Raw genomic sequence first — 24,836 nt, 5'->3', positions numbered from 1 at the left:
CACTTCCCCGGCGCCAGAGTCAGACGGGGGGAGTCCTGGTCGGGTGGTGGAGGGCCCCCGACCAGCTACCTCGCAGCCCACCGGGCCCAGAGCGACGACCGAACGAACCGTAGGCGAGGAGGTGAGGACCATGACGGCAGGACCGTCGACGCATGACGAGGCACCCGACGACGCGAGCCGTGGCGACGCCGCGGCCCGCCATGTCCCGGTCCTCGCCGAGCGTTGTCTCGACCTGCTCGCGCCGGCGCTCGACGAGGACGGCGCCGTCCTCATCGACGCCACGCTCGGCATGGGAGGTCACACCGAGCTTGCGCTGCGTCGTTTCCCCGGCCTGCGGGTGGTCGGCATCGACCGCGACCCCCAGGCGATCGCGCTGGCGTCGCGCCGGCTTGCCCCGTTCGGTGACCGGTTCACCGCGGTGCAGGCGGTGTACGACGCCATCGACCTCGTCGTCGCCGAGCACGCCGGCGGCGCGGTCGCCGGCATCCTCATGGACCTCGGGGTGTCCTCGCTGCAGCTCGACGAGGCCGACCGGGGCTTCGCCTACGCCCACGACGCCGAGCTCGACATGCGGATGGATGCCACGACCGGCACCAGTGCCGCCGAGCTGCTCGCCACCGCCTCGACCGGCGAGCTGCGCCGCATCCTGCGCGAGTACGGCGAGGAGCGGTTCGCCGGCCGGGTCGCCGACGCGATCGTCCGGCGCCGCGCCGAGCGGCCGGTCACCCGCACCGGGGACCTCGTCGAGATCGTGCGCGCGGCGATCCCCGCGGCCACCCGCCGCACCGGCGGCAACCCGGCCAAGCGCACCTTCCAGGCACTGCGGATCGCGGTCAACGACGAGCTCACCGTGCTCCACGACGCGCTGCCCCGGGCGATCGAGTCGCTCGCCGTGACGGGGCGGATCGTGGTGATGTCCTACCACTCGCTGGAGGACCGGGCCGTCAAGCGGGCGCTGGCTCGCGGCGCCACCTCCTCCGCGCCGCACGGCTTGCCGGTGGAGCCGGTCAGCCACCGGCCCTACCTGCGCCAGCTCACCCGTGGCGCGGAAGAGGCTGACGACGCCGAGCGCGCCGCCAACCCGCGAGCCACGTCGGTGCGGCTGAGAGCCGCCGAACGGCTCCGCCCGACCCCCGACCACATGCGAACCGAGACGAGGAGAGCCGCATGAGTGCACTGCCCACCCGCACCGCCGTACCGGAGCCGCAGCGCTCCTGGCGCCCTCGGCTGCGCATCGTGCGCAACCCAGCCCCGGCACGCTCGCTGGTGCCCTACCTCGTGCTGTGCGCTGCGATCCTCCTCGGCTCCCTCGTCGGGGCGCTGATCATCAACACCCACATGGCGGTCACCGCCTACGAGATCCACGACTCGCAGCGCGAGCTCAACCGGATCACGGAGGCCGGCGTCTCGCTCGTCCAGCAGGTGGAGGAGGCCGGCTCGCCGGCACACCTGCAGCGTCGTGCCGCTGCGCTGGGCATGGCGCCGGCGGAGGGCATCGGGTACATCTCGTTGGCCGACGGCGAGATCGTCGGTGGCAGCGAGGAGACGGAGTGACCCCGCGGTTGCCGGTCCGCCGGCAGGGGGCCGTGCTCACGGTGATCCTCACCGTCGTCCTCGTCTTCGCCGGCCGGCTCGTCTACGTCCAGGCGCTCGAAGGGCCGCGGCTGGCCGAGGACGCGCTCAGCAGCAGGCTCTCGCACTCGACCATCGAGGCACCGCGCGGTGAGATCCTCGACGCCAACGGCGAGGTGCTCGCCACCTCGGTGCAGCGCTACAACGTCGGCGTCAACCAGGTGAAGGTGCGGGACTTCACCGCCGAGATCGACGGCGAGGAGAAGCAGGGCGCGGTCGCGGCGGCGGCGCTGCTCGCCCCCGTGCTCGGCCGCGACGCCGCCGAGCTGGGCGCCGAGATGATCGGCGACTCCACCTTCGTCTACATCGCCCGGGGCCTGACCCCGCAGGAGTGGCGCGAGGTCGACGCGCTCGGGCTGCGCGGCATCATCGAGCCCGAGGTCACCGCCGAGCGGATCTACCCCAACGGCACCACCGCGGGCAACGTCCTCGGCTACGTCGGGCGCGACAGTGAGGGGCTGGCCGGCCTCGAGCTGCGCTACGACGAGCAGCTCCACGGGATCCCCGGCAGCAGCGTCGTGGAGATCGGCCGCACCGGGCAGTCCATCCCCACCGGGCTGCGCGAGACCACCCCCGCGGAGCCGGGCGACACCGTGCACACGACGATCGACCGCGACATCAACTTCCGCGCGCTGGAGATCATCGAGGAGACCGTCGCCGAGTACGGCGCCGAGTGGGGCGCCATCGTCGTCGAGGAGATCGGCACCGGTCGGCTGCTCGCCGTCGCCGACAGCGGGTCGGTCGACCCGGGCAGCTACCAGGAGACGCCGCCCGAGGCGCGCGGCTCGCGCGCGGTCCAGGCCGCCTACGAGCCCGGTTCCACCGGCAAGCTGGCGACCTTGGCGGCGGCCCTCGACGCCGGGGCGGTCACCCCGACGACGATGTTCACCACCCCCGACCGGTTCACCACGCCGTCGGGCCAGACCTTCTCCGACGCCGACCCGCACGCCACCGAGGAGCGGACCGTCACCGGCATCCTCGCCACCTCCTCCAACACCGGCACCGTGATGATCGGCGACCTCATCTCCGACGAGGAGCGCTACGAGTACTTCCGGGCCTTCGGCCTGGGGCAGCGCACCGGGGTCGAGCTGGCCGGTGAGACCGCCGGCATCCTCGAGCCGCCCGAGGAGTGGGACGGCCGGCAGCGCTACACCACGATGTTCGGCCAGGGCATGGCCGTCAACCTGCTGCAGAACACCGGCGTGGCCGCCACCCTCGGCAACGACGGCGTCCGGGTGCCGCCACGGCTGATCGACGGCGTCACCGACTCCGGTGGCCGGTTCCACGAGGCGGAGCGGCCCGAGGGCGTCCGGGTGGTCTCCGAGGACACCGCCGACCAGATGGTGCGGATGATGGAGAGCGTCGTCTCCGACGACGGCAACGGTGTGCTGGGCCAGCTCGACGGCTACCGGCTCGCCGGCAAGACCGGTACCGCCCAGGTGCCGGACGAGAACGGCCGCCTCACCGAGACGGTGGCGAACTTCGTCGGCGTCGCACCGGCGGACGACCCGCAGGTCGCCATCGGCATCGTCGTCTACCACCCCAGCCGTCAAGTGTCCTCGGGGATCATGGTCGCCCCGGTGTTCCGTGACATCGCCGGCTTCACCATGCAGCACCTGGGCATCCCGCCGTCGGGCACCGAGGCCTCGCACTACCCGCTGGGGGCGGAGTGACCGGGGTGGCGATAGATTGTCCAGCCGTGACCACTGACCACCCCCGACCGCGAGGCGAGCGATGATCGAGCTGAGTATCGCTGAGATCGCTGCGGCCGTCGGCGGCCGTCCCGCCGGCATCGACGCGGGCCTGCGGGTCGGCGGCGACGTCGTCACCGACTCCCGTCTCGTCACCCCGGGCGCCGTGTTCGTCGCCGTGCGCGGGGAGCGCACCGACGGGCACGACCACGCTGTCGCCGCGCACGAGGCCGGCGCCACCGTGGTGCTGGCCTCACGCCCGGTCGACGCGCCGCACGTCCTCGTCGCCGACACGGTGTCCGCGCTGGGCGAGCTGGCCCGCACCGTGCTCGCGCGGCTCCGCGAGGGCGGCCGGCTGCAGGTCGTCGGGATCACCGGCTCCGTGGGCAAGACGACCACCAAGGACCTGCTTGCGCAGGTGCTCGCCGGCGCCGGCCCCACGGTGGCGCCCCGCGAGTCCTTCAACAACGAGATCGGCCTGCCGCTGACGGTGCTCGCGGCAACCTCCCAGACCCGGTTCCTCGTCCTCGAGATGGGGGCCAGCGGGCCGGGTCACATCGACTACCTCACCCGGATCGCGCCGCTCGACGTCGCTGTCGTGCTCGTCGTCGGCCACGCCCACATGGGCGGGTTCGGGTCGATCGCCGCGGTCGCGGCGGCCAAGGCCGAGATCGTCGCCGGGCTGACCTCCGGCGGCACCGCGGTCCTCAACGCCGACGACGCCCGGGTGGCCACGATGGCGACCGCCGCCCCCGGTCCGGTGCTGCGGTTCGGCCGGTCCCGGCCGGCCGAGGTACGCGCCGCCGACATCACGCTCGACGAGGCCGCCCGGGCCTCGTTCACGCTCGTCACCGACGTCGCCGGCGCCCGCAGCGAGCACCCGGTGACCCTCGCGCTGCACGGTGAGCACCAGGTGACCAACGCGCTGGCCGTCACCGCCGCGGCTGTCGCGCTCGGCCTCGACCCCGGAGCGGTCGCCGGCCGGCTCGCCGGCGCGGCGCGGGTCAGCGGCCACCGGATGGCGCTGCACCACCGCGCCGACGGCGTCACCGTGCTCGACGACTCCTACAACGCGAACCCCGACTCGATGGCGGCGGCGCTGCGGGCGACCGCCGCGATGCCGGCCCGCCGGCGGGTCGCCGTGCTCGGCGAGATGCTCGAGCTCGGCCAGGACGCCGACGTCGAGCACACCGCGCTGGGCCGGCTCGCTGGGGAGCTGGGGATCGACGTCGTCGTCACGCTCGGACCGATCGGTGAGCACGTGGGCGCCGGCGCCGCGGAAGCCGGGGACAATGCTCCGGTGATCCACCGATCCGGCGACGCGACCGCCGCGCAGCAGCTGCTCGACGGCCTCCTCACCGACGGCGACCTCGTGCTCCTCAAGGGCTCCAACGGGTCTGGGGTGTGGCGGCTGGCCGACCACCTCCTCGCCACCGCGGCGGGGGAGGACCGATGATCAGCGTCCTGATCGCCGGTGCCACCGCCCTCATCATCAGCCTGCTCGGCACCCCGCTGTTCATCCGCTTCCTCACCAAGCGCAACTACGGCCAGTTCATCCGCCAGGACGGTCCCACCGCCCACTACACCAAGCGCGGCACGCCGACGATGGGCGGGGTGGTCATCATCCTGGCCACCCTCCTCGGCTACGCGGTGGCGAACATCTTCGCCGGCCGGCTGCCGGGTGCGTCCGGGCTGCTGCTGCTGTTCCTCGTCGTCGGGCTGGGCGTCATCGGGTTCGCCGACGACTACATCAAGATCAGCCGGCAGCGGTCGCTCGGGCTCAGCGCCAAGTGGAAGATCATCGGCCAGGCAGCCGTCGGGGTCACCTTCGCGGTGCTGTCCCTGCAGTTCGCCAACGAGAACTTCCGCACCCCCGCGTCCACGCAGATCTCGTTGGTGCGCGACACGCTGTTCGACCTCGCCTTCGCCGGGCCGGTGCTCGGGCTCATCCTCTTCGTCATCTGGGCGAACTTCCTCATCACCGCCTGGTCCAACGCGGTCAACCTCACCGACGGCCTCGACGGCCTGGCCACCGGTGCGTCGGCGATGGTGTTCGCCGCCTACACGGTCATCACGATGTGGCAGTCCAACCAGAACTGCCAGTACCTCAGCGAGACCAGCGACGCCTGGTCGGCCTGCTACGAGGTCCGCGACCCCCGCGACCTCTCACTCATCGGTGCCGCGCTCATCGGAGCCTGCCTCGGCTTCCTGTGGTGGAACGCCTCGCCGGCGCAGATCTTCATGGGCGACACCGGCTCGCTGGCCCTCGGTGGCGCCATCGCCGGGTTCTCGATCTTCACCCACACCCAGTTCCTCGCGATCATCCTCGGTGGGCTGTTCGTCATCATCGTCATGAGCGACGTCATCCAGATCGGCTTCTTCAAGGCCACCGGTAGACGGGTGTTCCGGATGGCGCCGCTGCACCATCACTTCGAGCTGGGCGGCTGGGGCGAGGTGACGATCGTCATCCGGTTCTGGCTGATCGCCGCGCTGTGCGTCGCCCTCGGCCTGGGTGTGTTCTACGCCGAGTGGGTCACCGCGTGAGCTCGCTGCGCGACGCACGGCTCGTCGTCGTCGGTCTCGGAACCTCGGGGCGTGCGGCGCTCGACGTCCTCACCACGCTCGGTGCCACGGTGCTCGGGCTGGACCGTTCGGAGGCGGCGGTGGCCGCCGCCCACGAGGCGGTCGGCGCGCGCGCCCGGCTGCGAGCCGTTCCCGACGACGACGCGCTCGCCGACGCGGTCCTCGCGGCCGGCGCTGACGTCGTCGTCGTCTCGCCCGGGGTACCAGCGGTGTCGCCGCTGCTGCGCCGGGCGGCGGCGGCCGGCCTGCCGTGCTGGAGCGAGGTCGAGCTCGCCTGGCAGCTGCAGCAGGAGATCCTCGACGAGGGCGCCTGGCCGGACTGGCTCACCCTCACCGGCACCAACGGCAAGACGACGACCGTCGGCATGCTCGGCGCGATCCTTGCCGCCGGCGGCCGGCGGGCCGCGACGGTCGGCAACGTCGGGACCCCGGTCGTGCAGGTGGTCGCCGACGGCGGGCACGACGCGCTGGCCGTCGAGCTGTCGAGCTTCCAGCTCCACCTCACCCACAGCGTGGCCCCGCTGGCCAGCGCCTGCCTCAACCTCGCCGCCGACCACCTCGACTGGCACGGCTCGTTCGAGGCGTACCGCGACGCCAAGGCCCGGGTCTACGAACGCACCCGGGTCGCGTGCATCTACAGCACCGCCGACGCCGCCACCCGGGCGATGGTCGAGCAGGCCGATGTCGCCGAGGGTGCCCGTGCGGTCGGCACCCGGATCGGGCCACCCGGGGCGGGGGAGCTGGGCATCGTCGAGGACGTGCTGTGCGACCGCGCGTTCGGTCCCCGGCGCCAGACGCACGCCGAGCCGCTCGCCGAGCTGAGCGACCTCGCCCACCTGGCGGCAGTGCCCGGTGGTGAGGTTCCCGCGCACGTGCTGAGCAACGCGCTGAGCGCCGCCGCCCTCGCCCGTGCCGCCGGCGTCCCCGGGGCGGCCGTTCGTGACGGGCTGCGTGACTACCGCGGCGGGGCGCACCGCATCGAGGTCGTCGCGGTGCGTGACGGCGTCACCTGGGTCGACGACTCCAAGGCCACCAACGCCCACGCCGCCGCCGCCAGCCTCGGCGCGCTGCCCCCGGGGCGCGGCGTCTGGGTTGCCGGCGGGCTGGCCAAGGGCGCCCGCTTCGACGACCTCGTCCGGCGGGTCGCCGACCGGCTGCACGCCGTCGTCCTCATCGGGGTGGACCGCGGGCCGCTGCGTGACGCGCTCGCGCGACACGCCCCGCAGATCCCGCTCACCGAGGTCACCGCTGGTGAGACTGGCTCCGTGATGGACCATGCCGTGACCGAGGCCGCGCGCCTCGCCCGCCCGGGCGACACCGTGCTGCTCGCCCCGGCCTGCGCATCGATGGACCAGTTCACCAGCTACGGCGAGCGCGGCGACGCGTTCGCCGCCGCCGTGCGGCGGCTGTGAGAGGGGCGCGATGACCACCGTCCAGCCCGGCAGCCGCCGGGCCACCGGCATCGACCGCACCGTACGCCGTCCCCGCGGGGTGACGACCGCCCGCGCCGCCCGCGTCACCACCGAGGGCGCCGCGGAGCGGCAGAGCGTGCTCGCCCGCGGACCGGTCACCCTCAGCTACTACCTCGTCGGCGGGGCCGCGCTGCTCCTCCTGGCGATCGGCGTGGTCATGGTGCTCTCGGCGTCGTCCATCAGCTCGATCCGGGAGAACGACGGTAACCCCTACGGGTACTTCCTCGACCAGGCGAAGTTCGCGCTCCTCGGGCTGCCGCTGATGTTCGTCGCCAGCCGGGTCCCGGTCGCCTGGTACCGGAAGATCGCCTGGCCGGCGCTCGCCGTCGGGCTGGCCCTGCAGGCGTTGATCTTCACGCCGCTCGCCCGCGGCGAGAAGGGCAACACCAACTGGATCATGCTGCCGGGTGTCGGCCAGACCATCCAGCCCTCGGAGTTCCTCAAGCTGGCGCTGGCGCTGTGGCTCGGCCTGGTGCTCGCCCGCAAGTCCGCGCTGCTGCACAAGTGGCAGCACGTCCTCGTGCCCGGGCTCGTCGTGTCCGCCCTCGCCCTCGGCCTGGTGCTCGCCGGCCACGACCTCGGCACCGTGCTCGTCATGGCCGCGCTGGTCGCGGGGACGATGTTCGTCGCCGGGGTGCCGCTCAAGTGGTTCGGCCTCGCCGCCGTCATGGGTGCCGGCGCCGCGGCCTTCCTCGTCGTCACGTCCCGGAACCGGATGGACCGGATCATGGCGGTGTTCGGCAGCGACTGCGACACCTCGGCCGCCTGCTACCAGACCCAGCACGGGCTGTGGGGGCTGGGCACCGGCGGGATCTCCGGCGTGGGGCTCGGCGCGTCCCGGGAGAAGTGGTCCTACCTGCCCGAGGCGCACAACGACTACATCTTCGCGATCCTTGGCGAGGAGCTCGGCCTGCTCGGCACGCTGCTCGTCCTCGCGCTGTTCGCCGCGCTCGCCTTCGGCCTCATCCGCATCGTGCGCCGTCACGAGGACCCGTTCGTCAAGATCGCCACCGGCGGCATCGCGGCGTGGATCCTCGGCCAGGCGCTCATCAACATCGGCGTGGTCATCGGCCTGCTGCCGGTGATCGGGGTGCCGCTGCCACTGGTCTCCGCCGGCGGCTCGGCACTCATCGCGACCCTGCTGGCGATGGGGATCGTGCTGTCCTTCGCGCGCAGCGAGCCAGGAGCGCCCGAGGCGCTGCGGGCCCGCCGCGGCACCGTGCGCCGCTCGCTCGCGGTGGTCACCGGGCGGCGCCGTGGCTGAGCTGCGGGTGCTGCTCGCCGGCGGTGGCACCGCCGGCCACGTCAACCCCCTTCTCGCCACCGCCGCCGAGCTCGCCGGCCGGCCCGACGGGGCGACCGTCACCGTGCTCGGCACGGCTGCCGGCCTGGAGTCCCGCCTGGTGCCCGCGGCCGGCTGGCCGCTCGAGGTGGTGCCCCGGGTGCCGCTGCCCCGCCGTCCGTCGCCCGACCTGCTCCGGCTGCCGGGCCGCTTGCGGGCGGCGGTGCGCACCGCAGGCGAGGCCATCGGCCGCTCCGGCGCGGAGGTGGTCGTCGGCTTCGGCGGGTACGTCGCCACCCCCGCCTACCTCGCCGCCCGGCGGCTCGGGGTGCCGGTCGTCGTTCACGAGCAGAACGCCCGACCGGGCCTGGCCAACCGGCTCGGCGCCCGCTGGGCGAGCGCGGTGGCTGTCTCGTTCGCCGGCACGCCGCTGCCCGGTGCCACCCTCACCGGGCTGCCGCTGCGACCGGAGATCGCCGCCCTCGTCGCCGAGCGCGCCACCCCGGAGCTCGCCGCGCAGCGCCGGCAGGCCGCGGCGGCCGCTCTCGGCCTCGACCCCGGCCGCACCACCCTGCTGGCCACCGGCGGCTCGCTCGGCGCCCAGCGGATCAACGACGCCCTCGCCGGCAGCGCCCAGCAGCTGCACGACGCCGGCACCCAGGTCCTGCACCTCACCGGCGCCGGGAAGGCTGACGACGTCCGTGCGGCGACGGCGGCGCTGCCGGGGCACCACGTGCTCGAGTACCTCGACGACATGGCCAGCGGCTACGCCGCCGCCGACCTCGTGCTGTGCCGGTCGGGCGCCGGCACGGTGAGCGAGCTCGCCGCGCTCGGCATCCCGGCGGTCTACGTCCCGCTGCCCATCGGCAACGGCGAGCAGCGCCGCAACGCCGCCGACGTCGTTGCCGCCGGCGGCGGGGTGATCGTGCCCGACGCCGAGCTCACCCCCGCTGCGGTGGTCCGCGACGTCCTGCCGCTCCTGGCCGACCGCGACCGGCTCGCCGCGATGGCCGCCGCCGCCGCCGGCGCCGGCGTGCGCGACGGCGCCGCACGGCTGGCGGACCTCGTGCTGCGTGCGGCGGGGCGGGAGCCGGCGCGATGACCGCTGAGCACTTCCACCTCATCGGGGTCGGCGGCGCCGGCATGGCGCCGGTGGCCGAGCTGCTCGCCGCCCGGGGGCTGCGGGTCTCCGGCAGCGACGCACGCGACAGCGACACCCTCGCCCGGCTGCGGGCCCTGGGCGTCGACGCCCGCGCGGGCCACGACGCCGCCCGGGTGGGTCCCGGGGCGACGGTCGTGGTCTCCACCGCGGTCCGCGAGGACAACCCCGAGCTGCGGAGCGCGCGTGAGCTCGGGCTGCCGGTCGTCCACCGCAGCCAGGCCCTGGTACGCGCGGCCGAGGGGCGCGACTTCGTCGCCGTCGCCGGCGCCCACGGCAAGACGACGACGTCGGCGATGCTCGCCGTCGCCCTCACCGAGCTCGGGCTCGACCCGAGCTACGCCATCGGCGGTACGGTGCTCGCGCTCGGCAGCGGGGCGCACCTGGGCCGGGGGCGCGCCTTCGTCGCCGAGGCCGACGAGTCCGACGGCTCGTTCCTCAACTATCGCCCCGCCGTCGCGATCATCACCAACATCGAGGCCGACCACCTCGACCACTACGGCTCCCACGAGGCCTTCGACCAGGCGTTCGTGTCTTTCGCCGAGCGGGTCACCGGCCTCCTCGTCGTCTGCGCCGACGACCCCGGCGCGCTGCGGCTGGCACGTGCCGTCGCCGGCAGCCGCCCGCTGCTCACCTACGGCACCGGCAGCTCGCCTGGGCTGGGTCGTGGGCACGTCCGCCTCGCCGACGTCCAGCTGCGGGCCGACGGCGCCCGCGCCACCCTGCACCACGAGCCAACCGGGGACGCGCCGGCCGCCGCCGGGGTCGTCCTCGACCTCGCGGTCGCCGGCGCCCACAGCCTCCTCAACGCCGCCGGCGCCTGGTGCGCCGGGGTCGAGGTCGGCGCCGCGCCGGCGGCGATGGCGCAGGCGCTCGGGCACTTCACCGGGACCGGGCGACGCTTCGAGCCGCGCGGGCAGGCCGCCGGCGTGCGGGTGGTCGACGACTACGCCCACCACCCCACCGAGGTGGCCGCCACGCTGCGCACCGCCCGGCTGGCCGCCGCCGGCGGACGGGTGCTCGTGCTGTTCCAGCCCCACCTCTACTCCCGCACGCAGGCCTTCGCCGCGGAGTTCGCGCAGGCGCTGTCCCTCGCCGACGTCGTCGTCGTCACGGCCGTCTACGGCGCCCGGGAGGACCCGGTCGACGGCGTCGACGGCACGCTCATCACCGACCGGCTGCCCGGCGCCCGCTACGTCGCCCCCCGCGAGGAGGCGGCGCACGTCGTGGCAGCCGCCGCTGAGCCGGGTGACCTCGTCCTGACCGTCGGCGCCGGGGACGTCACCGAGCTCGGCCCGCTCGTCCTGCAGCGGCTGGCGGGCGAGCAGTGAGGCCACCCGCGCGCCCGCGGCCGCCGCGACGGGACCCGGAGCCCGACGACGGCCGGCCCGACGACGGCCGGCCCGACGACGACGCGCGGCCTGCCGCCGCACCGCCGGCAGCGCCCGAGCCGCGGCGGCTCGCCCGCCGGCGCCCAGCGGACAGCGCCACGGACCGGCCGGCGGGGACGTTCACCCAGCGGCTGACCGAGCGCTACCGGGCGCAGCGGCGGCTGCGCTGGCGCGCGGTCCTCATCACGCTGGGCATCGTCGCGGCGGTCGGCGTCGTCGGCTGGGCGGTGCTCCTCTCCCCGCTGCTGGCCCTCGACACCGAGCAGGTGACCATCACCGGCACCGGCGAGGGCACCACGGTGGCCACCGCCGACGTGGCCGCCGTCGTCGACCGGCACGCCGGGACACCGCTGCCACGCCTCGACGCGCCGGGGATGCGCAGCGAGGTCGAGCAGCTGGCCACCGTACGCAGCGCCGAGGTGCACCGGGAGTGGCCGCGCGGGCTGACGATCGACGTCGTCGCCCGCGAACCGGTGGCGGCGTTGCGCACCGAGGAGGCCATCGAGCTGCTCGACGCGGACGGCGTCACCGTCGCCACCGTCGAGGAGGTCCCCGAGGGCATGGCGCAGGTCGACGTGCCACGGTCGGGGGAGCGGGCGCCGCAGACGCTGACGGCGGTGCTCGCCGTGCTGGCGGAGCTGCCCCCGGCGGTGCGCGCGGACGTGGCGGTCGCGGTGGCCACCGGCCCCGGGGCGATCGTCCTCGAGCTGCACGACGGCGCCGAGGTGCGGTGGGGCGGCGCGGAGGAGTCCGAGCTCAAGGCGGCGGTGCTCGAGGTGCTGCGGTCCGAGCCGGCAGCCGTCTACGACGTCACCGTGCCGCGCTCGCCCACGACCTCTGACTGAGCGCGACACACCCGGTGATGTCGTTGCTCCGCAGGGCAACGCAACCTACCGTTCCGGATGCCAGAAACTGACATAAGTCTAAGCCTCAGGTAGAGGTTGAAGCTTGAGGGAGTTTCCGCTGGCACCGACCGAGAACAACAATCAAGACTGAGGGGGGCCGACGTGGCGGCACCGCAGAACTACCTGGCAGTGATCAAGGTGGTGGGCGTTGGCGGGGGCGGCGTCAACGCCGTCAACCGGATGATCGAGGTCGGGCTGAAGGGTGTTGAGTTCATCGCCGTCAACACCGACGCCCAGGCGCTGCTGATGAGCGACGCCGACGTCAAGCTCGACGTCGGGCGCGAGCTCACCCGTGGCCTGGGCGCCGGCGCCGACCCCGAGGTCGGCAAGCGGGCGGCCGAGGACCACGAGGAGGAGATCGAGGAGGTCCTGCGAGGGGCCGACATGGTCTTCGTCACCGCCGGTGAGGGTGGTGGTACCGGTACCGGAGGCGCACCGGTCGTGGCGCGAATCGCGCGCTCGCTGGGCGCGCTGACCATCGGCGTGGTCACCCGTCCCTTCACCTTCGAGGGGCGGCGCCGCTCCACGCAGGCGGATTCGGGCATCGACGCGCTGCGCGCCGAGGTCGACACCCTCATCGTCATCCCCAACGACCGGCTGCTGTCGATCTCCGACCGCAACGTGTCGGTGCTCGACGCCTTCAAGAGCGCCGACCAGGTGCTGCTCTCCGGTGTGCAGGGCATTACCGACCTCATCACCACGCCCGGCCTGATCAACCTCGACTTCGCCGACGTCAAGTCCGTGATGCAGGGGGCCGGCAGCGCACTCATGGGGATCGGCTCCGCCCGCGGCGAGGATCGCGCGATCCAGGCCTCCGAGCTGGCAATATCCTCGCCGCTGCTCGAGGCGAGCATCGACGGGGCGCTCGGCGTGCTGCTGTCCATCCAGGGTGGCAGCGACCTCGGTCTGCTCGAGATCCACGAGGCCGCCCGGCTGGTCCAGGAGGCCGCCCACCCGGAGGCGAACATCATCTTCGGTGCGGTCATCGACGACGCCCTGGGCGACGAGGTGCGGGTCACCGTCATCGCCGCCGGCTTCGACCACAGCAACGCCGCACCGGCGCCTGCCGAGCCGCAGCGGGTGCCGGCCGCCGTCGAGCGCCCGCAGGTCGCCAGCCCGGCGGTCGCCAGCCCGGCGGTCGCCGCCAGCGCACCCGAGGCGCCGGTCGCGGTGAGCCCCGAGCCGGTGGCACAGCCGGCCCCGCCGGTCCCCGCGTACGCCGGTGGCAACCAGGAGCGGTCCTTCGAGGTGCCCCGGGTGTTCGACGAGGAGCCGGTGCGGCCCCGCCGCGACGACGACCTCGACATCCCCGACTTCTTGCGCTGAGCGGGGACGCAGGAGAACGGCCGGCCCGTGACCGTCCTCGACCTGCTCCCCGCCGATCTCGGTCCCGGCGGTGGTGGCTTCACCACGCGCGCCGGCGGCGTCTCCTGGGGGCGTTACGGCTCGGCCGACGGCACCGGCGGGCTCAACCTCGGCCTGCACGTCGATGACGACGTCGACCGTGTCCTCGCCAACCGCGACCTCCTCGACCGGTGGGCCGGCGGCCGCGTCGCCTGGATGAGCCAGGGCCACGGCCGGTCGGTCCGCGTCGTGGCCCGGCCACCGGGCGCGGGCCGCACGACGATGGGGGCGCACGACTCGCTGGTCGGCTCGTCTCCCGCGGGCCCGGCCGGGGTGGTCCCGGTGGCGGTGGCGGTGATGGTGGCGGACTGCGTGCCGCTGCTGCTCGCCACCCCCGACGGCGGCCTCGTCGCCGCGGTGCACGTCGGCCGGCAGGGCCTGGTGGCCGGCGTCGTCGGGGCCACGCTGGAGCGGCTCGCCGACGCGGGGGCCGCGCTGCCGCGGCTGTACGCCAGCCTTGGGCCGAGCATCTGCGGACACTGCTACGAGGTGCCCGCCGAGCTGCGCGCCGAGGTGGCCGCCGTCGTCCCCGCGGCGCACGCGACGACCTCGTGGCAGACGCCCGCGCTCGACGTCGCCGCCGGCGTGCGTGGTCAGCTCGCGGCCGCCGGGGTGCGCCGCGTCGAGCAGCACGCGGCGTGCACGTACGAGGACCCCGCCCTCTACTCCTACCGCCGCGACGGCGTCACCGGACGGTTCGCCGGGATCGTCCAGCGTCGGCGGTGAGTGCTCCCCGGGCGGCCCGAGGAGGCCGGCGCGCGACACGCCGTGCGGTGGTGCGCCATCTGGTGCGGTGCTGGTCTAGCGTCACACATGGAAGCGGCACGAGTGTGATCGCGCGAACCCACGATGAGGAGCAGCCATGGCCGGAGCACTGCGCAAGACGATGGCCTACCTCGGGCTTGCCGAGGACGAGGCCGGTGAGTACCACGAGGTCGAGGGCCACTACGCCGAGGACCACCGCGAGCCGGAGCGCACCGAGCGTCCCGAGCCCGTCGAGCGGACCGCGCAGGTGACGCCGATGCGCGTCGTGCCCGCGCCGGAGCCGGCCGAGCCGGACCTGCGCCGGATCAGCACCGTCCACCCCACCACGTACAACGAGGCACGGGTCATCGGCGAGTCGTTCCGTGACGGCACGCCGGTGATCATGAACCTCACCGGGATGAGCGAGACCGAGGCCAAGCGGATGGTGGACTTCTCCGCCGGACTGGTCTTCGGGCTCCACGGCGCCATCGAGCGCGTCACCAACCGGGTCTTCCTGCTCTCCCCGGCCAGCGTCGAGGTCGCCACCGACACCGGTGAGCCCGATGGTGGGCCGGGACGCCTGTTCAACCAGAGCTGACGGTGTCCGCAGTCTTCGCAGTCCTCTACTTCCTGCTCCTGCTCTACCTGCTGGTTCTCATCGGCCGGCTGGTGCTCGACTGGATCCAGGTGTTCTCCAGGGACTGGCGACCTCGTGGCCCGCTGCTGCTGGTGGCTGAGCTCGTCTACACCCTGACCGACCCGCCGCTGAGCTGGCTGCGGCGCTACATCCCGCCGCTGCGGCTCGGTCCGGTAGCACTTGACCTGGGCTTCATCATCCTTTTCCTTGCGGTAAGCATCGCGATGCAGTTCGCGGCACGACTGTCCTGAGGCGTGTTTCACCTCGTGGCGCGATTCGTGCCATAGTGACGTTCCGCTAACGTGGAGCCGTGAGTCGCGCAACGATGAGCTCACAACCGAATGACCGGACAACCGAGGTGACGACTGATGGCGCTGCTCACTGCAGACGACGTGCTGAACAAGAAGTTTCAGCCAACGAAGTTCCGTGAAGGCTACGATCAGGACGAGGTCGATGACTTCCTGGACGAGGTCGTCAACACCCTGAGCTCGTTGCAGAACGAGAACGAGGAGCTCAAGGCCAAGCTCGCCGCCGCCGAGCGTCGCGTCAGTGAGCTGAGCAGCGGCGAGGCCGTCGCCGCGCCGGTCGAGACCGCTCCCGAGCCGGTCGTCGAGGCGGAGCCCGAGCCGCAGGCCGCACCGGAGCCCGAGCCCGAGGTTGAGCCCGAGGTTGCCGCCAGCTTCGCCCCTGCCGCCGCCGTGCAGGCGGACGCCGGCGACGCGCCGACGTCAGCCGCCGGGATGCTCGCGCTGGCACAGAAGGTCCACGACGAGTACGTCTCCAACGGCAAGGCGGAGGGCGACCGTGTCCTCCACGAGGCCAAGACCGAGGCCGACCGCATCGTCCGTGAGGCCGAGGACACCCACAACCGCACGCTCGCCCAGCTCGAGCAGGAGCGTTCGCTCCTCGAGCGCAAGATCGACGAGCTGCGCGTCTTCGAGCGGGACTACCGCACCCGCCTCAAGAGCTACCTCGAGTCGCTGCTGAGCGACGTCGAGGGTCGCGGCAACGTCTCGGGCCGCGGCGAGCAGAACGCACCGCAGTTCGGTCACTGAGTGAGCATCGGCGGCGGCGGTCCCTCGGGACTGCCGCCGCTGAGTTGCGTCGAGGGGAAACAACGATGACAGCGACCGAGCCGACGCGCGGCAAGCCCAGGCTGGTCGGGGCGCTGATCGTCATCGCGCTGGTGGTCTTCGCGATCGACCAGCTGAGCAAGTTCTACGCCGTCGAGCGGCTCACACCCCGCGTGGTCGTGCCGATCATCGGGGACTACCTCGGCTGGCAGCTGATCTTCAACCCGGGCGCCGCGTTCTCGATGGCAACCGGGATGACCTGGGTGCTGACCATCGTCGCCGCCGTGGTGGTCGTCGTCGTCCTGCGGGTGGCGCGCAAGCTGCGCTCGAAGTCGTGGGCGGTCGCCCTCGGGCTGCTGCTCGGCGGGGCCCTCGGCAACCTCACGGACCGGCTGGTCCGCGACCCCGGCTTCGCCCAGGGGCACGTCGTCGACTTCATCAACTACAACGGCTGGTTCGTCGGCAACGTCGCTGACATCGCGATCGTCGGCGCGGCGGTCCTCGTGGCGGTCCTCGCGCTCATCGGGCTGGAGATCGATGGTCGGCGGGTCTCGAGCACCGACTCCGCCGAGCCGGTGGCCGTGGACGGCGACGACACGCTGCTGAGCGAGGAGCCGGACGTCGACGACGACGAGTTCACCCCGCTGGTGGCACCCGCAGCCGGCGGGGACGACGACGTCGACCTCGCCCGCTGGGTCTCCGACGGCCGGCCCGCCGCTCAGCACGAGACCTCGCTCGACGACGCCACCGAGGTGAGCCCGGAGCGCCCCGCGGACCCGCTGCCGCCAGAGCCGCTGCCTGCCGGCCCGGCCACGCCGGACGGTGCCGCCGACGAGCCGACGCACCCGCCGATGGAGCGGCCCCGCTGGCGCAGCCGCCGTGACATGCGCACCGCCACCTCCGACGATGGCTGACATCCGCGCGCTGCCGGTGCCCGAGGGCCTGGCCGGGGAACGGGTCGACGCCGCGCTGGCACGGCTGCTCGGCTTCTCCCGCACCCGGGCCGCCGAGATCGCCCAGGCCGGCGCCGTCCTGCTCGACGGCCGAGAGCTCGGTAAGTCCGACCGGCTCGTCGCCGGCGGCTGGCTCGAGGTGACCATGCCGGAGACCGCCACGCCGCCGCCGGAGCCGGTCGTCGGGCTGGCCATCGCTTACGAGGACGAGGACCTCGTCGTCGTCGACAAGCCGGTGGGGGTGGCTGCCCACCCGAGCCCGGGCTGGACCGGACCGACCGTCGTCGGCGGGTTGCGCGCCGCCGGCTTCCAGGTGTCCTCGTTCGGCCCAGCGGAGCGGCAGGGGATCGTCCACCGGCTCGACGCCGGCACCTCCGGGCTGATGGCGGTGGCCAAGAGCGACCTCGCCTACACCGGCCTCAAGCGGGCGTTCAAGGAACGCACCGTGCACAAGATCTACCACGCCCTCGTCCAGGGGCACATGGACCCGCTCAACGGCACCATCGACGCCCCGGTCGGGCGCCACCCGAGCCACGACTACCGGTTCGCCGTCGTCGCCGACGGCAAGCACGCGGTCACCCACTACCGGACCCTCGAGGCGATGCCCGGCGCGTCGCTGCTGGAGATCGACCTCGAGACCGGCCGCACCCACCAGATCCGCGTCCACACCTCAGCGGTGCGCCACCCGTGCGTGGGCGACACCACCTACGGCTCCGACCCGCTCCTCGCCGAGCGGCTCGGGCTCACCCGGCAGTGGCTGCACGCGATGCGGCTCGCCTTCGACCACCCCCGCGACGGCCGCCCCGTCGTCGTCACCAGCGAGTACCCGGCGGATCTCGCCGCCGCGCTCGAGGAGATGCGCGGGTGAGCGTGGCGGTGGTGCGGGTGACTACCCGGGCCCAGCTCGAGGAGGCGTGGCGGGTCCGCTTCGAGGTGTTCGTCCACGAGCAGGGCGTCCCGCAGGACGTCGAGGTCGACGAGCACGACACCGAGGCGACGACCAGCCACGTGCTCGCTCTGGACGCCGATGGCACTGCGCTCGGTACCGGCCGGCTGCTGCGCGACGGCCCGGGTGAGGTGCACCTCGGCCGGCTGGCGGTTCGCCGGGCGGCCAGGGGGCGGGGGATCGGGGCGATGCTTGTCACCGAGCTGAGCGCGATCGCGCTCGCCGCGCACGCCGCCGGCCAGCCCCCCGCGGTCCGCGTGGCGCTCAGCGCCCAGGAGACCGCGATCGGCTTCTACGAGCGGCTCGGCTTCGCCGTCGTCGACGAGCAGCGCTACCTCGACGCCGGCATCTGGCACCGCGCCATGGCCCGCACCCTGCCCTCCTGACCGCCCCCACCCCACCCCACCCCCACCCACCCACCCACCCCACCCACCCCCACCCGCCGACAGCGGGATTGTCACCGACAGCAGACTTGTCCGCGACAGCCGGGTTGTCCGCGAGAGCGGGGTTGTCCGCGAGAGCGGGATTGTCCACGCGCGACACGCCGCGGCACGTGGGCTGACGGGCCGGTTGTCCGGGAGCTCGCGTCACCGACCTAGACTTGCAGGCATGGCTGCCGGTGGATCTGACGACTTTGTTCACCTTCACGTCCACACCGAGTACTCGATGCTCGACGGGGCCTCGAAGGTCGACGACCTCGTCGCCGAGGCGGCCCGGATCGGGCAGCAGGCGATCGCGATCACCGACCACGGCTACCTCTTCGGCGCCTACGACTTCTGGTCCGCCGGGCAGCGGCACGGCGTCAAGCCGATCATCGGCATGGAGGCGTACGTCACGCCCGGCACCTCACGCTTCGACAAGACCCGGGTGCTGTGGGGCGAGGAGCACCAGCGCCGCGACGACGTCTCCGCCCGCGGCTCCTACACCCACATGACGCTGCTGGCGCGCAACAACACCGGGATGAACAACCTGTTCCGGCTCGGCTCGCGCGCCTCGCTCGAGGGCCAGATGGGCAAGTGGCCGCGGATGGACCGCGAGCTCATCACCACCTACGCCGAGGGCCTCACCGCCACCACCGGGTGCCCCTCCGGGGAGGTGCAGACCCGGCTGCGGCTCGGTCAGTACGACGAGGCGCTCCGGGCCGCCCGCGACTACCAGGACATCTTCGGTCGCGAGAACTACTACGTCGAGCTCATGGACCACGGCCTGGACATCGAGCGGCGCACCATCAAGGACCTCCTCTCGCTCGCCAAGGACATCGGCGCCCCGCTGCTGGCGACCAACGACTCCCACTACACCCGGCCCGGCGACGCCAAGACCCACGAGGTCATGCTCGCGCTGCAGTCCGGTGCCAAGCTCACCGACCCGAGCTATGACCAGGGCGGCAACCGGTTCGCGTTCACCGGCGACACGTACTACCTGCGTCCGGCCGTCGAGATGCGTGAGCTGTGGCGCGAGCTTCCCGAGTCATGCGACAACACCCTGCTCGTCGCCGAGCAGAGTGAGGTCACCTTCCGCACCGCCGCCGACGGCGCGAACTTCATGCCGCGCTTCCCGGTGCCCGCCGGGGAGGACGAGCACTCGTGGTTCGTCAAGGAGGTCGAGCGGGGACTGGCCTACCGCTACCCCGCGGGCGTACCCGCCGACGTCGAGAAGCAGGCTCGCTACGAGGTCGAGGTCATCACCTCGATGGGCTTCCCGGGCTACTTCCTCGTCGTCGCCGACTTCATCCAGTGGGCCAAGGACCACGGCATCCGGGTGGGTCCCGGACGTGGCTCGGGCGCCGGGTCGATGGTCGCCTTCGCCCTGCGGATCACCGATCTCGACCCGCTCGTGCACGGCCTGTACTTCGAACGGTTCCTCAACCCCGACCGCGTCTCTATGCCCGACTTCGACGTCGACTTCGACGAGCGCCGGCGCGGGGAGGTCATCCGGTACGTCACCGACAAGTACGGCGAGGACCGGGTCGCGCAGGTCATCACCTACGGCACCATCAAGGCCAAGCAGGCGCTCAAGGACTCCGCCCGGGTGCTGGACTTCCCGTTCCAGATGGGGGAGAAGCTCACCAAGGCGATGCCGCCGACGATCATGGGCAAGGACATCACGCTCGCCGGCATCTTCGACCCGCGCGACAAGCGCTACAGCGAGGCCGAGGAGTTCCGCCAGATGCACGCGGCGGACCCGGACGCGCAGGCCGTCGTCGAGACCGCGCAGGGGCTCGAGGGCATCAAGCGGCAGTGGGGCGTGCACGCCTGCGCCGTCATCATGTCCAGCGAGCCGCTGCAGGACATCATCCCGGTGATGCTGCGCCCCCAGGACGGCGCGACGATCACCCAGTTCGACTACCCGCAGTGCGAGGCGCTCGGGCTGCTGAAGATGGACTTCCTCGGGCTGCGCAACCTCACCGTGCTCGACGACGCGCTGGAGAACCTCGAGCGCAACGGCAAGGAGGTGCCGGACCTCGAGAACCTCACCCTCGACGACCCGGCTACCTACGAGCTGCTCGGCCGCGGCGATACCCTCGGGGTGTTCCAGCTCGACGGCAGCGGCATGCGGACCCTGCTGCGGCTGATGCGCCCCGACAACTTCGAGGACATCTCCGCGGTCGGTGCGCTGTACCGGCCCGGGCCGATGGGAGCGAACTCCCACACCAACTACGCGCTGCGCAAGAACGGCCAGCAGCCGATCGACGCGATCCACCCCGAGCTCGCCGAGCCGCTCGCCGAGATCCTCGGCACCACCTACGGCCTCATCGTGTACCAGGAGCAGGTGATGGCCATCGCGCAGAAGGTCGCCGGCTACACGCTGGGACAGGCCGACCTGCTGCGCCGGGCGATGGGCAAGAAGAAGAAGTCCGAGCTGGACGAGCAGTACGTCAGCTTCGAGGCCGGCATGCTCGAGCGCGGCTACTCCGCCTCCGCCGTCAAGACGCTGTGGGACATCCTGCTGCCGTTCTCCGACTACGCCTTCAACAAGGCGCACTCGGCGGCGTATGGGATGATCTCGTACTGGACGGCCTACCTCAAGGCCAACCACCCGACCGAGTACATGGCTGCGCTCCTCACCTCCACCCAGGTGAACAAGGAACGCCTCGGGCTCTACCTCGGCGAGGCCCGGCACATGGGCATCACCGTGCTGCCGCCGGACGTCAACACCTCCGCCGGGAGCTTCACCGCCGTCGGCGACGAGATCCGCTTCGGGCTCGCGGCGATCCGCAACGTCGGAGCCAACGTCGTCGAGGCGATCATCGCCACTCGCGAGGCGAAGGGCGAGTACACGTCCTTCCAGGACTTCCTCGACAAGGTGCCGGCGGTGGTGTGCAACAAGCGCACCATCGAGTCGCTGATCAAGGCCGGTGCCTTCGACACCATGGGTCACACCCGTCGCTCGCTCGTCGCGCGCCACGAGGAGGCGATCGACATGGTCATCGACGTCAAGCGCAACGAGGCCGTCGGCCAGTTCGACCTGTTCGCCGGGCTCGGCGGCGACGACGGCGCGGCCGGTTCGGGCTTCACCGTGGAGATCCCGCCGCTGCCGGAGTGGGAGAAGCGCGAGAAGCTCACCTTCGAGCGGCAGATGCTCGGGCTGTACGTCTCGGACCACCCGTTGTTCGGCCTCGAGCACGTCCTGCAGCGGGCCTCCGACACCTCCGTCGCGGCGCTGCTGATCGACGAGAGCCGTTCCGACGGCTCAACGGTGACCATCGCCGGCCTGGTGACGTCGCTGCAGCGCAAGATGACCAAGAACGGCAACCCGTGGGCGATCGCCACCGTCGAGGACCTCGAGGGCGCGATCGAGGTGCTGTTCTTCCCGCAGAGCTACGCCACGGTGTCCACGATGCTCACCGAGGACTCGATCATCACGGTCAAGGGTCGACTCAACCGGCGTGACGACATCCCGACGATCTACGCGGCGGAGATGACGCTGCCGGACGTGTCCCAGGTGACCGACGGCCCGGTGCAGCTGACGCTGGCGGCCAGCCGGTGCACCGCACCGCTCGTCGAGCGGCTCAAGGGCATCCTCACCGACCACCCCGGCCGCTCCGAGGTGCGGCTGCGGCTCACCAGCCCCGGCCGGGCGACGACGATGCGTCTGGAGGACAGCTTCCGGGTGCTGCCGTCGACGGCGCTGTTCGGTGACCTCAAGGCGTTGCTCGGCCCCAGCTGCCTGGTCTAGGACTTCGGGCTGGCTCGCCGCGCGCCCGGCTCAGGGAGCGCCTAGGTGGGTGGTTATGGCTCTCTGGCGGCCATAACCACCCACGGAGGACCTGCGGTGCAGCCGATCACAGCAGCCCGCGGGCGCCGGGTGGGGTCAGCGGCTGCGGGTGAGCAGGCGCCAGGCGGCGGGGAGCAGCCCGGCCGCGGCGACGGCCTTGATCGCGTCACCTACGAGGAAGGGCACCACGCCGAGCAGCAGCGCCTGGCCGAGCCCGACCTCGAGGTGGACCATGAGCCACGGCACGCCACCGACGTACACGGCAGCGGCAGCGACGAGCGACGCGCCGAGCATCGAGACCGGTCGGCGATCGGCGCGACGGCGGGCCATCATCCCGATGAGCCCGGCGGCCAGCACGTAGCCGAGCACGTAGCCGAAGGACGCCTCGTGCCACCCGGAGGACTGCCCGGCGAACCACGGCACCCCTGCCATCCCGGCGACCAGGTACAGCACCATCGCCAGCACGCCGCGCAGCGGACCGAGCGCGGCACCGGTGAGCAGCACCGCGAAGGTTCCCAGCGACAGCGGCACCGGGGTGAACGGCAGCGGGACGAGCACCTGCGACAGCACTCCGGTGAAGGCTGCGCCACCGGCGACGAGGGCGGCGTCGCGGACGAGACCAACCGGCAGGACGTCGCTGAGGACGCGGGCAGGAACGGGGCTGACGGTCATGGGTTCACCTTCGGGTTGTCGAACTGGAGCTGCCACCACGCTATCGGCCCACTCCGCGGCCGAGGCGCTGTGTCCATGGACAACCTGGCGGTCGCGACACTGTGGGGACCGGCAACGCCGGCCCTGGGCGTCTCAGCCGACCTGGGCGCGGACCACCCCGGTGGGCAGCGAGACCTCGACGACCGCACCGGTGCTCAGCTGGCGTCCGCGGCGCTCCTCGACGACGCCGTCGACGCTCACCTCGCCGTCGGCGATGAGCTCGCGGGCCTGGGCGCCGGACTCGGCGAGGTTGGCAAGCTTGAGGAACTGACCGAGGCGGATCTCGCCGTCGACCGGGATGACGTTGTCCGCACTCATGGCTCGATCATGCCTCATCGCCCGCGTGGACAACCCTGCTGTCGGTGACAAGTCGGCTGTGGGTGACAATCCTGCTGTCGGTGACAAGTCTGCTGTGGGTGACAATCCTGCTGTCGGTGACAAGTCTGCTGTGGGTGACAAGTCGGCTGTGGGTGACAACCCTGCTGTCGGTGACAAGTCTGCTGTGGGTGACAACCCTGCTGTGGGTGACAAGTCGGCTGTGGGTGACAAGTCGGCTGTCGCGGACAGGGGGGCCGGCGGGGGTGGCGGGGCTCTACCATCGGGGCATGCTTCGTCGTATCGATCTTCGCGGCACCGCGCCGTCGGCCGCCGACCTCGCCGCTGCCCTGCCCCGGGCCACGCTCGACGTCGAGGCGGCCACCGCTCAGGTGGTGCCGATCATCGCCGACGTCCGGCAGCGTGGGGCCGCCGCGCTGCGCGACCTCGCCGAGCGGTTCGACGGCGTGCGCCCCGACCACCTGCGCGTCCCCGTTGGCGCGATCACCGAAGCCCTTGCCACGCTCGACCCGCAGGTGCGCGAGGCGCTGGAGCTGGCGATCGCGCACAACCGCGCGGGCCACACCGCCCAGCTGCCCACCGAGCGGGACACCGAGATCATCCCCGGCGGGCACGTCCGGCAGCGGTGGGTGCCGGTCTCCCGGGTCGGGCTGTACGTACCCGGCGGGCTCGCGGTCTACCCGTCGAGCGTCGTCATGAACGTCGTCGCGGCGCAGGTGGCCGGGGTCGGCGCGCTCGCCGTCACCAGCCCGCCGCAGCGCGAGTTCGACGGGCTGCCGCACCCGGTCATCCTCGCCGCCTGCGCCCTCTTGGGCGTCGAGGAGGTCTACGCGGCCGGTGGCGCGCAGGCGGTGGCGATGCTCGCCTACGGCGCCGCGGGGGAGCCCGGCACCGACGACGCCGCTCAGCTGTGCGCGCCGGTCGACGTCGTCACCGGGCCGGGCAACATCTTCGTCGCCGCCGCCAAGCGGGCGGTGATGGGCCGGGTGGGGATCGACGCCGAGGCCGGCACCACCGAGATCGCGGTGCTCGCCGACGGCACCGCCCAGCCGCGCAACGTCGCCGCCGACCTCATCTCGCAGGCCGAGCACGACCCGGCGGCCGCCTCGGTCCTCGTCACCGCCTCGGTCGCGCTCGCCGACGCCGTCGACGTCGAGATCGCGCGGCAGGCCGCGACCACCAAGCACGCGGAACGGGTCCGCACCGCGCTGGGCGGCTCGCAGTCCGCCACCGTGCTCGTCGACGACCTCGAGCAGGGCATCGCGGTGTGCGACGCCTACGGTGCGGAGCACCTGGAGATCCAGACCGCCGACGCCGCCGCGGTCGCCGACCGGATCAGCAACGCCGGCGCGATCTTTGTCGGCGACCACAGCCCGGTGCCGCTGGGGGACTACCTCGCCGGCTCCAACCATGTGCTGCCTACCGGTGGAACGGCGCGGTTCGCCGCTGGTCTCAGCGTCATGGCGTTCCTCAAGCCGGTGCAGGTGGTCAGCTACGACCGGGCGGCGCTGCGCAAGATGGCCCGGCCGCTGCGTGCGCTGGCGGTGGCCGAGGACCTACCGGCCCACGCCGACGCCGTCGATGTCCGGTTCGCCGACGACTGAGTCCTGCGCCACGAGCGAACCGGGTTGCGTCATTACCGGTGAGCCGCGCACGCTGAGGGGAAGAGCGGCAGGGGCATCCCTGACCGTGTCCAGGTACT

22 protein-coding genes are annotated in these 24,836 nt (G+C 72.7%); 20 read left to right on the top strand and 2 right to left on the bottom strand.

Going from position 1 to position 24,836, the window contains the following annotated elements; translation table 11 throughout:
- Nucleotides 1-130: 130 nt before the first annotated feature.
- From rsmH to dnaE, 19 genes are all read left to right on the top strand, one after another.
- A complete protein-coding gene (gene rsmH / locus V2J52_RS08320; RefSeq protein WP_331227230.1) occupies nt 131-1,171 on the top strand; it encodes a 16S rRNA (cytosine(1402)-N(4))-methyltransferase RsmH in 1,041 nt (346 codons plus the stop codon).
- Nucleotides 1,168-1,554, top strand: a complete 387-nt coding sequence (gene ftsL, locus V2J52_RS08315) for a cell division protein FtsL (RefSeq protein WP_331227229.1) — start codon at nt 1,168-1,170, stop codon at nt 1,552-1,554. The genes rsmH and ftsL overlap by 4 nt, the downstream gene beginning before the upstream one ends.
- Complete coding sequence (locus tag V2J52_RS08310; protein ID WP_331227228.1) at nt 1,551-3,305, top strand: peptidoglycan D,D-transpeptidase FtsI family protein; 1,755 nt, start codon at nt 1,551-1,553, stop codon at nt 3,303-3,305. The genes ftsL and V2J52_RS08310 overlap by 4 nt, the downstream gene beginning before the upstream one ends.
- Before the next feature lie 61 nt (nt 3,306-3,366).
- Complete coding sequence (locus tag V2J52_RS08305; protein WP_331227227.1) at nt 3,367-4,779, top strand: UDP-N-acetylmuramoyl-tripeptide--D-alanyl-D-alanine ligase; 1,413 nt, start codon at nt 3,367-3,369, stop codon at nt 4,777-4,779.
- Complete coding sequence (gene mraY / locus V2J52_RS08300) at nt 4,776-5,867, top strand: phospho-N-acetylmuramoyl-pentapeptide-transferase (RefSeq protein WP_331227226.1); 1,092 nt, start codon at nt 4,776-4,778, stop codon at nt 5,865-5,867. The genes V2J52_RS08305 and mraY overlap by 4 nt, the downstream gene beginning before the upstream one ends.
- Entirely contained in the window at nt 5,864-7,318 is a 1,455-nt protein-coding gene (gene murD, locus V2J52_RS08295; RefSeq protein WP_331227225.1) for a UDP-N-acetylmuramoyl-L-alanine--D-glutamate ligase, read from the top strand. The genes mraY and murD overlap by 4 nt, the downstream gene beginning before the upstream one ends.
- Nucleotides 7,319-7,328: 10 nt before the next feature.
- Complete coding sequence (gene ftsW / locus V2J52_RS08290) at nt 7,329-8,642, top strand: putative lipid II flippase FtsW (protein WP_331227224.1); 1,314 nt, start codon at nt 7,329-7,331, stop codon at nt 8,640-8,642.
- A 1-nt stretch (nt 8,643) separates the two neighbouring features.
- A complete protein-coding gene (murG, locus tag V2J52_RS08285) occupies nt 8,644-9,762 on the top strand; it encodes an undecaprenyldiphospho-muramoylpentapeptide beta-N-acetylglucosaminyltransferase (protein WP_491062181.1) in 1,119 nt (372 codons plus the stop codon).
- Nucleotides 9,759-11,150, top strand: coding sequence for a UDP-N-acetylmuramate--L-alanine ligase (gene murC / locus V2J52_RS08280; RefSeq protein WP_331227222.1), 1,392 nt, complete (start codon nt 9,759-9,761; stop codon nt 11,148-11,150). The genes murG and murC overlap by 4 nt, the downstream gene beginning before the upstream one ends.
- Nucleotides 11,147-12,055 (top strand): cell division protein FtsQ/DivIB, encoded by a 909-nt coding sequence (locus V2J52_RS08275; RefSeq protein ID WP_331227221.1) that lies wholly within the window; start codon nt 11,147-11,149, stop codon nt 12,053-12,055. Before murC ends, V2J52_RS08275 begins: the two co-directional genes overlap by 4 nt.
- Nucleotides 12,056-12,217: 162 nt before the next feature.
- Nucleotides 12,218-13,441, top strand: a complete 1,224-nt coding sequence (ftsZ, locus tag V2J52_RS08270; RefSeq protein WP_331227220.1) for a cell division protein FtsZ — start codon at nt 12,218-12,220, stop codon at nt 13,439-13,441.
- A gap of 27 nt (nt 13,442-13,468) precedes the next feature.
- Nucleotides 13,469-14,245: a purine nucleoside phosphorylase YfiH/LACC1 family protein gene (locus V2J52_RS08265; protein WP_331227219.1), complete on the top strand. Its 777-nt coding sequence runs from the start codon at nt 13,469-13,471 to the stop codon at nt 14,243-14,245.
- 136 nt (nt 14,246-14,381) lie between these two features.
- The gene (locus tag V2J52_RS08260) at nt 14,382-14,861 is read left to right on the top strand and encodes a cell division protein SepF (RefSeq protein ID WP_331227218.1); all 480 of its coding nucleotides are present in this window, start codon (nt 14,382-14,384) and stop codon (nt 14,859-14,861) included.
- 2 nt (nt 14,862-14,863) lie between these two features.
- On the top strand, nt 14,864-15,151 hold the full coding sequence (locus V2J52_RS08255) for a YggT family protein (RefSeq protein WP_331227217.1): 288 nt from the start codon (nt 14,864-14,866) through the stop codon (nt 15,149-15,151).
- Nucleotides 15,152-15,268: 117 nt separating this feature from the next.
- The gene (locus tag V2J52_RS08250; RefSeq protein WP_331227216.1) at nt 15,269-15,955 is read left to right on the top strand and encodes a DivIVA domain-containing protein; all 687 of its coding nucleotides are present in this window, start codon (nt 15,269-15,271) and stop codon (nt 15,953-15,955) included.
- Between the two features lie 65 nt (nt 15,956-16,020).
- Nucleotides 16,021-16,887: a signal peptidase II gene (locus V2J52_RS08245; protein WP_331227215.1), complete on the top strand. Its 867-nt coding sequence runs from the start codon at nt 16,021-16,023 to the stop codon at nt 16,885-16,887.
- On the top strand, nt 16,880-17,794 hold the full coding sequence (locus V2J52_RS08240) for an RluA family pseudouridine synthase (RefSeq protein WP_331227214.1): 915 nt from the start codon (nt 16,880-16,882) through the stop codon (nt 17,792-17,794). Before V2J52_RS08245 ends, V2J52_RS08240 begins: the two co-directional genes overlap by 8 nt.
- On the top strand, nt 17,791-18,258 hold the full coding sequence (locus tag V2J52_RS08235; protein WP_331227213.1) for a GNAT family N-acetyltransferase: 468 nt from the start codon (nt 17,791-17,793) through the stop codon (nt 18,256-18,258). Before V2J52_RS08240 ends, V2J52_RS08235 begins: the two co-directional genes overlap by 4 nt.
- A 223-nt stretch (nt 18,259-18,481) precedes the next feature.
- A complete protein-coding gene (gene dnaE / locus V2J52_RS08230) occupies nt 18,482-22,048 on the top strand; it encodes a DNA polymerase III subunit alpha (RefSeq protein WP_331227212.1) in 3,567 nt (1,188 codons plus the stop codon).
- Nucleotides 22,049-22,183: 135 nt separating this feature from the next.
- On the opposite strand, the gene V2J52_RS08225 is transcribed toward dnaE, so the two are convergent.
- Nucleotides 22,184-22,759, bottom strand: a complete 576-nt coding sequence (locus tag V2J52_RS08225) for a biotin transporter BioY (RefSeq protein ID WP_331227211.1) — start codon at nt 22,757-22,759, stop codon at nt 22,184-22,186.
- Nucleotides 22,760-22,891: 132 nt separating this feature from the next.
- Nucleotides 22,892-23,116 carry an RNA-binding S4 domain-containing protein gene (locus tag V2J52_RS08220; RefSeq protein WP_331227210.1) on the bottom strand — a complete coding sequence of 75 codons (225 nt, stop codon included), beginning with the start codon at nt 23,114-23,116 and terminating at the stop codon, nt 22,892-22,894.
- A 287-nt stretch (nt 23,117-23,403) separates the two neighbouring features.
- Between V2J52_RS08220 and hisD the strand changes: the two genes are divergently transcribed.
- A complete protein-coding gene (gene hisD / locus V2J52_RS08215) occupies nt 23,404-24,738 on the top strand; it encodes a histidinol dehydrogenase (protein WP_331227748.1) in 1,335 nt (444 codons plus the stop codon).
- The last annotated feature ends 98 nt before the right edge of the window (nt 24,739-24,836 follow it).

The organism is Georgenia sunbinii, assembly GCF_036421875.1.
Classification (GTDB): domain Bacteria; phylum Actinomycetota; class Actinomycetes; order Actinomycetales; family Actinomycetaceae; genus Georgenia_B; species Georgenia_B sunbinii.
Note: the sequence above shows the minus strand (reverse complement) of the source record. Positions and strands in the feature narration are given on the sequence as shown.

Bases quoted from the DNA above. Each gene is read 5' to 3' on its own strand.
- rsmH (WP_331227230.1), top strand. From the start codon at position 131: ATGACGGCAGGACCGTCGACGCATGACGAGGCACCCGACGACGCGAGC.
- ftsL (WP_331227229.1), top strand. From the start codon at position 1,168: ATGAGTGCACTGCCCACCCGCACCGCCGTACCGGAGCCGCAGCGCTCC.
- V2J52_RS08305 (WP_331227227.1), top strand. From the start codon at position 3,367: ATGATCGAGCTGAGTATCGCTGAGATCGCTGCGGCCGTCGGCGGCCGT.
- mraY (WP_331227226.1), top strand. From the start codon at position 4,776: ATGATCAGCGTCCTGATCGCCGGTGCCACCGCCCTCATCATCAGCCTG.
- ftsW (WP_331227224.1), top strand. From the start codon at position 7,329: ATGACCACCGTCCAGCCCGGCAGCCGCCGGGCCACCGGCATCGACCGC.
- murC (WP_331227222.1), top strand. From the start codon at position 9,759: ATGACCGCTGAGCACTTCCACCTCATCGGGGTCGGCGGCGCCGGCATG.
- V2J52_RS08260 (WP_331227218.1), top strand. From the start codon at position 14,382: ATGGCCGGAGCACTGCGCAAGACGATGGCCTACCTCGGGCTTGCCGAG.
- V2J52_RS08250 (WP_331227216.1), top strand. From the start codon at position 15,269: ATGGCGCTGCTCACTGCAGACGACGTGCTGAACAAGAAGTTTCAGCCA.
- V2J52_RS08245 (WP_331227215.1), top strand. From the start codon at position 16,021: ATGACAGCGACCGAGCCGACGCGCGGCAAGCCCAGGCTGGTCGGGGCG.
- V2J52_RS08240 (WP_331227214.1), top strand. From the start codon at position 16,880: ATGGCTGACATCCGCGCGCTGCCGGTGCCCGAGGGCCTGGCCGGGGAA.
- dnaE (WP_331227212.1), top strand. From the start codon at position 18,482: ATGGCTGCCGGTGGATCTGACGACTTTGTTCACCTTCACGTCCACACC.
- V2J52_RS08225 (WP_331227211.1), bottom strand. From the start codon at position 22,759: ATGACCGTCAGCCCCGTTCCTGCCCGCGTCCTCAGCGACGTCCTGCCG.
- V2J52_RS08220 (WP_331227210.1), bottom strand. From the start codon at position 23,116: ATGAGTGCGGACAACGTCATCCCGGTCGACGGCGAGATCCGCCTCGGT.
- hisD (WP_331227748.1), top strand. From the start codon at position 23,404: ATGCTTCGTCGTATCGATCTTCGCGGCACCGCGCCGTCGGCCGCCGAC.